Raw genomic sequence first — 11,171 nt, 5'->3', positions numbered from 1 at the left:
ACCGCGCTGTCTTCGTCGCCGTGGCCCAGCACCAGCAGCACGCCCAGCGAGGTCGCCCACACCGGCGCGCGGCTTTGCACCTCGCGCTGCGCGCGCATCTGGCCGTCGACGCGGTCGGCCAGCCGGCGCAGCGCCAGCTCGCGCAGCGCGATCAGGTTGCCCTTGCGGAAAAAATGGCCGGCGGCGCGTTCCGCCACTTCCGGCAGGTACACCTTGCCGGCGGCGAGGCGCAGCAGCAGATCGTCCGGCGGCAGGTCCACCAGCCGCACTTCGCTGGCGCGGTCGAACACGTGATCCGGCACCGTCTCCGCCACCGCCACGCCGGTCACGCCGCTGACCACGTCGTTGAGGCTGTCCAGATGCTGCACGTTCATCGCGCTGTACACGTCGATGCCGGCGGCCAGCAGCTCGTCGACGTCCTGCCAGCGCTTGGGATGGCGGCTGCCCGGTGCGTTGCTGTGCGGCAGCTCGTCGACCACCACCAGCGCCGGCCGCCGCGCCAGCACCGCGTCGATATCGAACTCCGCCACCTGCTTGCCGCGGTAGGCGATCTGCTTGCGCGGCAGCACGTCCAGCCCGGCCAGCAGCGCCTCGGTCTCGGCGCGACCATGGGTATCGACCCAGCCCACCACCACGTCCAGCCCAGCGGCGCGCTTCTCCTGCGCCTCGGCCAGCATCGCGTAGGTCTTGCCCACGCCCGGCGCCGCGCCGAAGAACAGCTTCAGCTTGCCGCGCGGCGCCGGCAGCGCCGCCAGCAGCGCGTCCGGATCGGGCCGCAAATCGTCATCCATCATTCATTGCTCCAGCGTGCTACAAGGTTGGCCGCAACGATTGCGGCCAACCTTGTGGCGGTCAAGAGGGTTGCGGCCGCCGGGGCGGCGGCCGCGATCAAACAAGTGTTAACAGGCCCTAGCCCGCCGCCAGCCTGCGCAGCGCCAGATTCAGCTGTAGCACATTGACACGCGCCTGCTGCGCGCTGCCGAACCAGCCCTGCTCGCGCTGCGCGGCGATCAGCGCCTCGACCTGCGCCAGCGGCCGCTTCAGCTCGCGCGCCACGCGCGGCGCCTGATAGTGGGCCGCCGCCAGGCTGATGTGCGGGTCCAGACCGCTGGCCGAGGTGGTGACCAGGTCCAGCGGCACCGGGCCCTGCTGCCCGGGGTGGGCGGCGCGCAGCGCGGCGATGCGCGCGGCGACCGCCTGTTGCAGCGCCGGGTTGCTCGGCCCCTGGTTGCTGCCGCCGGAGGCGCCGCCGTTATAGGCGTTACCCGCGGTGGCCGACGGGCGGCTCCAGAATTCGCCGCGGCCGTGGAAGGCCTGGCCGATCAGCGCCGAGCCGACCACCTTGCCGTTTGTGTCGCGCAGCAGCGAGCCGTTGGCCTGCGCCGGCAGCAGCAGCTGCGCGAGGCCGGTGACCGCCAGCGGATAGAGCAGCCCCAGCAACAGGGTGAAAAACAAGAGCAGGATCAGCGCCGGACGCAGCACTGCCGCGCGCGGTAGCGTGACGGCGGCTGCGGGATGATAAGTCGTGGTGGCCATAATGGCACTCCTTGGTTACGGCTGCCGGGCGTTGTTGACCGCCCGGCAGCGGGGTCAGACCAGTCCCAGCAGGGACAGCAGCATGTCGATCAGCTTGATGCCGGCAAACGGCAGCAACAGCCCGCCGACGCCGTACAGCAGCAGGTTGCGGCGCAGCAGCTCGGCCGCCCCCAGCGCGCGGTAGCGCACGCCCTTCAGCGCCAGCGGGATCAGCGCGATGATGATCAGCGCGTTGAAGATCACCGCCGACAGCAGCGCCGAGGCCGGACTGGCCAGCTGCATCACGTTCAGCGCGTTCAGCTGCGGATAGGTGACGGCAAACGCGGCCGGGATGATGGCGAAGTACTTGGCCACGTCGTTGGCCAGGCTGAAGGTGGTCAGCGCGCCGCGCGTCATCAGCATCTGCTTGCCGATCTCCACCACCTCGATCAGCTTGGTGGGGCTGGAGTCGAGATCCACCATATTGGCCGCCTCGCGCGCCGCCTGGGTGCCGCTGTTCATCGCCACCGCCACGTCGGCCTGCGCCAGCGCCGGCGCGTCGTTGGTGCCGTCACCGGTCATCGCCACCAGCTGGCCGCGTGCCTGGTAGTCGCGGATCATCGCCAGCTTGTTTTCCGGCGTCGCCTCGGCCAGGAAGTCATCCACCCCGGCTTCGGCAGCGATGGCGGCGGCGGTCAGGCGGTTATCGCCGGTGATCATCACCGTCTTGATACCCATCTGCCGCAGCTGGGCGAAGCGCTCGCGAATGCCCGGCTTCACCACGTCCTTCAGCTCGACCACGCCCAGCACCTGCGCGCCCTCGGCCACCACCAGCGGCGTGCTGCCACGGCTGGCGATGGTGTCGACCTGTTGCAGCAGGCTGCGCGGCACGCTGCCGCCCAGCGCCTCGACATGGCGGCGGATCGCGTCGGCGGCGCCCTTGCGGATGTGACGACCGTCGAGGTTGATGCCGGACATGCGCGATTGCGCGGTGAACGGCACGAAGCTGGCGCCCGCCGGGGTCAACCCAGCGTGCAGGTCGGCCAGCAGCTTGCGGCCAACCTTGGCGTCATCGAGATGGCCGCCGGCGCCGTCGGTCAGCCGCTGTGCCAGCACCACGATGCTCTTGCCTTCCGGGGTGTCGTCGGCCAGCGACGCCAGCCACGCCGCCTCGGCCAGCGTCGCCTGGCTGACGCCGGCGGCGGCGACAAAGGCGGACGCCTGGCGGTTGCCGAAGGTGATGGTGCCGGTCTTGTCCAAGAGCAGCACGTCCACGTCGCCGGCGGCCTCCACCGCACGGCCGGAGGTGGCGATCACGTTGGCCGCCATCAGCCGGCTCATGCCGGCGACGCCGATGGCCGACAGCAGGCCGCCGATGGTGGTCGGGATCAGGCACACCAAGAGCGCAATCAGCACCGGCAGCGACACCACTTCGCCGCTACCGGCCGCGTTCACGCTGTAGGCGGAAAATGGCAGCAGGGTGACGGTGACCAGCAGAAAGATCAGCGTCAGCGCCAACAGCAGGATGGTTAGCGCGACCTCGTTCGGCGTCTTGCGGCGCTTGGCGCCCTCCACCATCGCGATCATGCGGTCGATGAAGGTCTCGCCTGGGTTGACGCTGATGCGCACCACGATCCAGTCCGACAGCACGCGGGTGCCGCCGGTGACCGAGCTGAAGTCGCCGCCGGATTCGCGGATCACCGGTGCCGATTCGCCGGTAATCGCCGACTCGTCGACGCTGGCGATGCCCTCGATCACCTCGCCGTCGCACGGGATCACGTCGCCGTGCTGCACCAGCACCACGTCGTCACGGCGCAGGTCAAACGACTCCACCATGGCGAATTCGGCACCGTAACGCTGCGGCGCGGCCAGCTTTTTCGCCCACGTCGACTTCTGCAGGCCCTTGAGGCTGGCCGCCTGCGCCTTGCTGCGGCCCTCGGCCAGCGCCTCGGCAAAGTTGGCAAACAGCACGGTGAACCACAGCCACACCGCGATGCTGCCGGTCAGCCACGCCGGCGCCTGACCCTGCCCCAGCAGCGCCTGCACCCACAGCACGCTGCACAGGATGCTGCCCAGGTAGACCACGAACATCACCGGGTTTTTCAGCTGCGCACGCAGCCCGAGCTTGAGAAAGGTGTCGCGCAGCGCCGGGCGCAGCAGTGCGCCGTCCAGCAGCGGCAAGACCATTTTTTTATGATGGGACATATTGTTCTCCTAGTGGGTCGCCCAGATCGCCAGATGCTCGACCACCGGCCCCAGCGCCAGCGCCGGCAGGTAGGTCAGCGCGCCGACCAGCAGCACGCTGCCGATCAGCAGGCCGATGAACAGCCCGTCGTGGGTCGGCATCGAGCCCAGCGTCGGGGCGAGGCGTTTTTTCGCCGCCAGCGAGCCGGCCAGTGCCAGCACCGGCACGATCACCGCGAAGCGGCCCAGCCACATGGCGATGCCCAGCATCGCGTTATAGAACGGGGTATTGGCCGACAGCCCGGCGAAGGCGCTGCCATTGTTGTTGGCCGCCGACGAAAACGCGTACAGCACCTCGGAAAAGCCGTGCGCGCCCGGATTGGCGAGGCCAGCCAGCCCCGGTGCCACCACCACGGCCACGGCGGTACCGGCCAGCACCAGCAGCGGGGTGACCAGGATGGTCAGCGCGACCATCTTCATGTCGAACGGTTCGATCTTCTTGCCCAGGTATTCCGGGGTGCGGCCAACCATCAAGCCGGCGACAAACACCGCCAGCACCGCGAACACCAGCATGCCGTACAGGCCGGAGCCGACACCACCGAACACCACCTCGCCCAGCTGCATCAGCAGCATCGGTACCATGCCACCCAGCGCGGTGAACGAATCGTGCATCGCGTTGACCGCGCCGCAGCTGGCGGCGGTGGTGACGGCGGCAAACAGGCTGCTGCCGGCAATGCCGAAGCGCATGTCCTTGCCTTCCAGGTTGCCGCTGCCGCCGTCAGCGCCCAGTGCGCTCAGCAGCGGGTTGCCCTGCGCCTCGAACCAGGCGATGGCGCTGGCGGCGACGACGAACAGCACGCTCATCGCGATATAGATCGCCCAGCCCTGGCGGCGATCACCGACCACGCGACCGAAGGCATGGCACAGCCCGGCCGGGATCAGGAAGATGGCCAGCATCTGCAGCAGGTTGGACAGCTCGCTCGGGTTTTCGAACGGATGCGCGGAGTTGGCATTGAAGAAGCCGCCACCGTTGGTGCCCAGCAGCTTGATCGCCTCTTGCGACGCCACCGGCCCCATGGCCAGCGTCTGCCCGTGGCCGGCCAGCGCCTCGAAGCCGAGGTAGCCGGACAGGTTCTGCAACACCCCCTGGCTGACCAGCAGCAGCGCCAGCACGATGGACAGCGGCAGCAGCAGGTACAGCGTGATGCGCAGCACGTCGGCCCAGAAATTGCCGATGTCGCCGCTCTCGCGCCGCGCAAAGCCGCGCATCAGCGCAAACGCCACCGCGATGCCGGTGGCGGCGGACAGGAAGTTCTGTACCGCGAGGCCGGCCATCTGCGTCAGGTAGCTCATGGTCGTTTCGCCGGCATAGCCCTGCCAGTTGGTATTGGCGACGAAACTCACCGCGGTGTTGAACGCCGAACCGGCCTCCACCGCACCCAGCTGCTGCGGGTTGAGCGGCAGCGCACCCTGCAGCCGCTGCAGGCCGTACAGCAACACGGCGCCCAGCACATTGAACGCCAGCAGCGCCAGCGTGTAGTCACGCCAGCCCATGCCGGCATCGTTCAGCCCCAGCCGGCGCAGCAAGGCGGCGTCAAACGCCTGCCAGCGACGTGGCAAGCTGCCGCTGGCCAGCGGCGCCAACCAGGCACCCATCGGCCGCACGCTTAACGTCAGCAGCAGCATGAACAGCGCCAGCAACCAGAAAAAAGCGGTCATCATCACATCTCCTCCGCATGCAGCAGCGCGTACAGCAGCCACACCGCCAACAGCAGCGCCACCAGCGCGCACAAACTTGATAGCACGCTCATCGCGCCACCCCCTGCGACGTGGTCGCATACAGCCGCAGCAGGCCGAGCACTGCCAGATACAGTGCGGCCAACCCTGCCAGCCAGATCAGGTCTTGCATCACATTCCCCTTGTTGGTCACAGACACTGCCACTGTAGGTTTTGCGGTGCAAAAAAGCGGTTAAAAGGCCGGGCGGCGGTATAAACGGGATATAAAAATATGATGCTTTTGGCGTAGCCGGCGGGATGGAGGGGGGAGTGGCGGTCGGAACAAGGCGCGATCCGGCCGCAGTGCATCTCGGCCGGATCGGTCCGCATCCTGGCGTAGCCAGCCAGTGGCAAGCGCCATGACCGAGCGGACAATGGCGGCATTCGTCAGCCAGCACAGGAGAGCAACATGAACACACAGCACATCCGCCCCGCCGGCTTCACCGCCGAGCGTGCCTGGGGCGCGCGCACCATCGCCTGCATGAACGGCATCAGCACCCGCCTGCACTGGACCGACCAGCCCTACCGCTGGCATATCAACGACGGCGAGGAAGTGTTCGTGCTGCTGGACGGTGCGGTGGACATGCATGTGCGCGACGCGGACGGCAGCGTGCGGGTGATCGCGCTGCAGTGCGGCGACATCTTCTACGCCGGCGCCGGCTGCGAGCACGTCGCCCATCCGCACGGCGAGGCGCGCATTCTGGTGATCGAGCAGGAAGGCAGTATCTAGCCGCGTCGGCGTGGTGGAGTCAGGGTTTGACACCGAACCGCCACGCTCACGCGGCCGGCGCGGCGCCGGGCCGGCTTGCGGCCAACGTTGGCCGCAAGCCGGTTTCAGTCACCGGATTCAGTCGAGTGGCGTGTTCATCAGCGCGATCGATTGCCCGATCATGCGCGCCTTGCGCAGCCACTCATCGGCGTCGGGCGAGGCGACATGGCGGCGCACGATGGGCTCGAACAGCGCCAGCCACTCGTCGACCAGCGCCGGGGTGGCGCCGATGTCGAGGTGCTTGCGCGCCACGTTGTACTGGGTGTCGAGGTAGGCGTCGCCGCCGAGCAGCGTCCACCAGAAGTGGCCGATGTGCGCCTCGTGCTGCGGCCAGTCGTGCACCACGGCGAAGATCGGCGCCAGCCGCGGGTGCACGCGGATCTGCGCGTAAAACTGGCGGCTGACGGTGTCGATCACCTCGCGGCCGAGGCGCTGGGCGATGCTGCTCATGGCGTCGCCTTTTGCCAGTAGTTTTCGAACAGCATGTTGCCGCTCAGGCCGCGGCGGCACGGGGTGAAGCCGCGCTCGTTGAGCAGCGCGCGCATGTCGGCGGTGAAGTCCGGGTTGCCGCACACCATCACCCGGTCACGCTGCGGATCGAGCGGCGTCATCGCCAGATGCTGCTCCAGCGCGCCGCTGCGCAACAGTGTCGGGATGCGCTCGCGCAGGCCGCCGGCCACCTCGCCGCGCGTCACCACCGGTACGTAGTGGCAGTGCGCGTGTTGCGCCGCCCAGGCGCGGCATTCGGCGTCGTAGGCCAGGTCCGCCGCCTCGCGCACGCTGCACACCAGATTGACGCGGGCAAAGCGCTGCAGCACGCCCTGCTGCCGCAGCATCGACAGATAGGGGCCGATGCCGGTGCCGGTGGCCAGCAGCCACAGCACCTCGCCGTCGGCCAGACTGTCGGCCAGGAAGAAGCCCATCGCCGCCTTCGCCATCAGCACCGTGTCGCCCGGCTGCAGCGCGCCCAGATGCGGCGACAGCGCACCGCCGGGGATGACGGTAAAAAAGTATTCCAGCCACGGTTCGTGCGGCGCCGACACGATGGAATAGGCGCGCCACACCGGCTCGGCCAGTGCCGGCACCGACAGCCGCGCGTAATGCCCGGCCTGGAAAGCAAAGCCTTCCGGCTTGCTGGTCAGCAGGGTGACGCCGCGCGCGGAGCAGTGCTGCACGCGGATCACTTCCGTTTCTACGATGTTCATCTTGATTTCCCGTCACGACCGGCTAATTGAAGATGTTTAAAATATACACTTTAACCATCACAATAAAAACGCTGACACGAGCAGGGACAAGCCGCCGCCGGCAGCAAAACGCCCCGCTCAAGGCGGGGCGTGACGGCAAACGCGGCATCAAGCGGCAAAGGTTCAGAGCCTGTTCACGATCTCGCACGCTCACGCGAGACAAGGCGAAAACGACTGAGGAAGCGGCGTTTAGCTGGATATAAACAAGCATTCCGAAGGCGTACTCACCGTGTAACGTTTCACGAAGCGCAGCAGATCGTGGACTGGCTCTCAGACCGGTGGCGCGGTCTCCTCCGGCTCCTCCACCCGCTCGCGCGGCGGAATGAAGAACGCCTTCGGCCCGCGCAGGAAGCGCTTGAACACCGCCGGCAGCAGCGGCAAGGCGTCGCTGCCGCGCAGCTTGCGCGAGCGCAGCGCCACCCACAGCGCCAGGCTGAAGCTGACCAGCAGGTTGGTCATGCCGATCAGCGCCACCCCGACCACCGACCACAGCACCGTCGCGAGCGGCAGCGCGTAGTCATAGGTGACCGCGGCGTAGGACAGATAGGCCGAGGAGAAGGTGATGTGGCGGATGTCCAGCGGCAGGCCAAGCAGAAAGCCGATGGTACCGGTGACGCCGAGGAACATGCCGAAGTAGAAGTTGCCGGCCAGGCCGCCGAGGTTGTGCTCGACATAGTGGGCAAAGCGGCGGGTGCGCGCCTCGCCCAGCAGCCGGTTCAGCCACGGCACCGCGGCCAGCCGCTGCGGGATCTGGCGGTAGATCGCCTTGTTGTCGTAGTAGCCGGCGATCAGGCCGGACAGGAACAGGTAGACGCCGGCGATGGCGGCGTGGAACAGCGCCAGGCTACTCAGCGGATGCAGGTCGTGCAGCAGGTGCGCCGCCTTGGCCTGGTCGATCACCGGTGTGCCGGCCAGCCACAGCCAGGACTCGGCGATCGCCCACGCCACCGGGATGGCCAGCAGCACGTTGCCGAGAATGGCCACGAACTGGGTGCGCATCACCTTCACCACCAGCTCGGCCAGCTCGGCCATGTCGGCCTTGCCGCCGGCCTCGTGGATGGCGGCGGCGATGCGCGCCGCCGTCATCGCCGGCTGCTTGGTGGCGATGGTGAAGTGCAGCACGTGCACCAGCATGAAACCCAGCGAGTAGTTGAGGCCGAAGGCCAGCGCCTCCCAGATCAGCGGCAGGTGCAGCGTGGCGATCAGCAGCTTGAACAGCGCCATGAAGCCGACGATGACGCCGGCACCCATCGCCGCCTTGCCCATCGCCAGCCACTGGCTGCGGTTTTCCGCGATGTAGTGCTCGCCGTGGCGGCCGGCGTGCTCGGTGACCTGCCGCGCCAGCAGCTCGGTATTGCTGGCGAACACGTCGCGCAGGCTGTACTTGCGGTTTTCCGCGCGCACCAGCTCGGCCAACAGGTGAAACAGCGTGGCATCGCGCGCCGGGCTGCGCTCCGGGTCCAGCAGCGCCAGCAGCGTGCGCAGGCGCTGGATGTGCTGGCGCAGGCGGGTGACGTGGTAGGTCAGGCTCACCGACACGCCGCGGTTGGCCGCCGCCTTGCGCAGGCGGGCGATCACGTCCTCGCACTGCTCCAGCAGCACCAGCATCTGGCGGTCGTCCTCGTCGGGGCAGGTCTCGTCCACCATCGCCGCGCGCGCCGATTCGACATAGCGCTGCGCTTCGGCGGACAGGTGCAGGAAGGGCGACTCGAAGCGCTCGATGTCGGGATAGGTCTTCACCAGCTCCGGCTCCAGCCCGATGGCGGTAATGCGCGCGGTCAGCACCTGTACCGCTTCCAGCAGCTGCAGCCGCGTCGGATTGGCGACCATCTGCCGCTCCTCGTCCCACGCCAGCGCCTGCCACAGCTCCTGCCACACTTCCTGCGACAGCGCGGCCACCCAGCGGTAGTCCTCGCGCTGGCAGAAGATCACGCCGAACTGGTCGGCCAGGTGGGCGCCGGAGCGTGCCGGCGGCAGCAGGCGCTCGCCGATGCGACGGCGCAGCGCCTGGGAAAAGGTCTCGTTGGACAGCGTGCCGGTATCGGTATACAGCTGCACCTGGCGGGTGGAGCCGAGCAGGTCAATCAGCGCCTGGCGCAGGCCGGCGCGGTAGCTGGCGTGGCGCGACAGCAGGTAGGTCAGCGCACGCAGATTGCTGGTGGCCTGCACAAAATCGCCCGCGTCTTCGGGGCGGACCTGCGCCACCAGCCGCGCCAGATACGGTACCGGCGGGGTATCACTGTGGCGGTTGGCCAATTGGGAAAGTATTTGATCCATAAGTCATCCGTTGGACAGTTTGCGTCACGTTTGACACGTTGCGATGGGAGGGTGCCGCGGCGGGCAATGGCGGCACGAACTGCAGGGTATAACAGCGTCTGACCGCGCGTCGCGTCAAAAAATTCCAGCAGGATAGCGGCCCGCCCGCCGGAAACGCCGATCAAAATCAGGGTTTTTTATTTTCAATCAACCACATAGCGCGGCACAACATTTTTTGCAATGCAGCAACAATCGCCAACCGCATCGCCAGCATCAGGCCAGCGCCTCAGCCAGCGCGGCGGTGGCGTGCGCCAGCTCGGCGACCACCGCATCGGCAAAGGCACCGGTCAGCGGCGTCGACGGGCGGAATTCCGGCAGCACCAGGCTGACGCGAAACGGCACCGACACCGCGAAGCGGCGCAGCTGCACCCCCTGCCCGGCCAGCGACAGCGCGGTCAGCGGGTTGACGATGGCGACCCCCAGCCCGGCGGCCACCATCGCGCACACCGCCACCGCGCTGTGCGTCTCCAGCAGCATCTGTCGCGCCACGCCGGCGTCGGCAAACACGCGATCCAGCTGCACGCGGTAGGGGTCGTCCGGCGACAGGCTGACAAAGGCCTGGCCGGCAAAATCCTGCGGCGCCAGCACCGTGCGCGCCAGCAGCGGATGGCCGTCCGGCAGCACGCATACCTCGTCGGCCAGCCATTGCGCCTGCAGCCGGGTGCCCGGCGGCGCGGCCTCGTGCTCGGTCAGCCCCAGATCGTAGCGCTGCGCCGACAGCCACTCTTCCAGCAGCGGCGACTCCTGCGGCGTGATGGCGATGCCGACACCGTGGTGGCCGGCGGCAAAGCGGCGGCACACCGCCGGCAGCAGCGCGTGGGCGAACGCCGGCAGGCACAGCAGCGACAGCTGCCCGCGATCCTGGCGGCCAAGGTTGGCAGCCACGCCGGCAATGCGCTCCAGCCCGATATAGGAGCGCTGCACCTCGTCGAACAGCGCCAGCGCCGGCGCCGTCGGCTGCAGCCGGCCACGCTGGCGCTCGAACAGCGCAAAGCCCAGCAGCTGCTCCAGCCGCGCCAGCTCGCGGCTGACCGTCGGCTGCGAGGTGTACAGCAGGCTGGCGGCGCCGGTGACGCTGCCGCTGGTCATCACCGCGCGGAACACTTCGATGTGACGGTGGCTGATGCTCACGGCGCACTCCATATCAAAAATGAATTACCAGCCAAAATATTAGCATTTTACTGAATCACCCACCAAGGGCATGATGCGGCTAACGGTGGGGCACGCAGCGCGGCACAGACCGCAATCGTGCTCCCTTGCGGCCAACCCTGGCGCAAGCGAACAGGCCGCAAAACGCCGACGAGACAGAAGGCACCCTCAGCCTGGCGGGACGCACCCGCAGTTTGCCACCGCCAGGCCCCCGATAC

Annotated in this window: 8 protein-coding genes and 1 pseudogene; 1 reads left to right on the top strand and 8 read right to left on the bottom strand. The window is 67.9% G+C overall.

What is annotated here, in order from left to right; all coding sequences use genetic code 11:
- From ACG97_RS11730 to kdpA, 4 genes and pseudogenes are all read right to left on the bottom strand, one after another.
- Positions 1 to 794: pseudogene (locus ACG97_RS11730) on the bottom strand (two-component system sensor histidine kinase KdbD); the annotation flags it as partial.
- Positions 795 to 909: 115 nt separating this feature from the next.
- The gene (kdpC, locus tag ACG97_RS11725; RefSeq protein WP_047967545.1) at positions 910 to 1,536 is read right to left on the bottom strand and encodes a potassium-transporting ATPase subunit KdpC; all 627 of its coding nucleotides are present in this window, start codon (positions 1,534 to 1,536) and stop codon (positions 910 to 912) included.
- 54 nt (positions 1,537 to 1,590) lie between these two features.
- Positions 1,591 to 3,720, bottom strand: coding sequence for a potassium-transporting ATPase subunit KdpB (gene kdpB / locus ACG97_RS11720; protein ID WP_047967544.1), 2,130 nt, complete (start codon positions 3,718 to 3,720; stop codon positions 1,591 to 1,593).
- A gap of 9 nt (positions 3,721 to 3,729) precedes the next feature.
- Complete coding sequence (gene kdpA / locus ACG97_RS11715) at positions 3,730 to 5,421, bottom strand: potassium-transporting ATPase subunit KdpA (protein WP_202902764.1); 1,692 nt, start codon at positions 5,419 to 5,421, stop codon at positions 3,730 to 3,732.
- A gap of 463 nt (positions 5,422 to 5,884) precedes the next feature.
- Between kdpA and ACG97_RS11710 the strand changes: the two genes are divergently transcribed.
- Complete coding sequence (locus ACG97_RS11710; protein WP_047967543.1) at positions 5,885 to 6,205, top strand: cupin; 321 nt, start codon at positions 5,885 to 5,887, stop codon at positions 6,203 to 6,205.
- 117 nt (positions 6,206 to 6,322) lie between these two features.
- On the opposite strand, the gene ACG97_RS11705 is transcribed toward ACG97_RS11710, so the two are convergent.
- The 4 genes from ACG97_RS11705 to ACG97_RS11690 all read right to left on the bottom strand — a co-directional run bounded on the left by ACG97_RS11705 (position 6,323) and on the right by ACG97_RS11690 (position 10,935).
- Positions 6,323 to 6,694 carry a group III truncated hemoglobin gene (locus ACG97_RS11705; RefSeq protein ID WP_047967542.1) on the bottom strand — a complete coding sequence of 124 codons (372 nt, stop codon included), beginning with the start codon at positions 6,692 to 6,694 and terminating at the stop codon, positions 6,323 to 6,325.
- Positions 6,691 to 7,449 (bottom strand): ferredoxin--NADP reductase, encoded by a 759-nt coding sequence (locus ACG97_RS11700; protein ID WP_047967541.1) that lies wholly within the window; start codon positions 7,447 to 7,449, stop codon positions 6,691 to 6,693. The genes ACG97_RS11705 and ACG97_RS11700 overlap by 4 nt, the downstream gene beginning before the upstream one ends.
- 309 nt (positions 7,450 to 7,758) lie before the next feature.
- Positions 7,759 to 9,765 carry a site-specific recombinase gene (locus ACG97_RS11695; RefSeq protein WP_047967540.1) on the bottom strand — a complete coding sequence of 669 codons (2,007 nt, stop codon included), beginning with the start codon at positions 9,763 to 9,765 and terminating at the stop codon, positions 7,759 to 7,761.
- 252 nt (positions 9,766 to 10,017) lie between these two features.
- Entirely contained in the window at positions 10,018 to 10,935 is a 918-nt protein-coding gene (locus ACG97_RS11690) for a LysR family transcriptional regulator (protein WP_047967555.1), read from the bottom strand.
- Between the last annotated feature and the right edge of the window lie 236 nt (positions 10,936 to 11,171).

The organism is Vogesella sp. EB, from assembly GCF_001037925.1.
Classification (GTDB): domain Bacteria; phylum Pseudomonadota; class Gammaproteobacteria; order Burkholderiales; family Chromobacteriaceae; genus Vogesella; species Vogesella indigofera.
Note: the sequence above shows the minus strand (reverse complement) of the source record. Positions and strands in the feature narration are given on the sequence as shown.

Coding starts and splice junctions, on each gene's coding strand:
- ACG97_RS11705 (WP_047967542.1), bottom strand. CDS start 6,694: ATGAGCAGCATCGCCCAGCGCCTCGGCCGCGAGGTGATCGACACCGTC.
- ACG97_RS11695 (WP_047967540.1), bottom strand. CDS start 9,765: ATGGATCAAATACTTTCCCAATTGGCCAACCGCCACAGTGATACCCCG.
- kdpB (WP_047967544.1), bottom strand. CDS start 3,720: ATGTCCCATCATAAAAAAATGGTCTTGCCGCTGCTGGACGGCGCACTG.
- ACG97_RS11710 (WP_047967543.1), top strand. CDS start 5,885: ATGAACACACAGCACATCCGCCCCGCCGGCTTCACCGCCGAGCGTGCC.
- kdpA (WP_202902764.1), bottom strand. CDS start 5,421: ATGATGACCGCTTTTTTCTGGTTGCTGGCGCTGTTCATGCTGCTGCTG.
- ACG97_RS11700 (WP_047967541.1), bottom strand. CDS start 7,449: ATGAACATCGTAGAAACGGAAGTGATCCGCGTGCAGCACTGCTCCGCG.
- kdpC (WP_047967545.1), bottom strand. CDS start 1,536: ATGGCCACCACGACTTATCATCCCGCAGCCGCCGTCACGCTACCGCGC.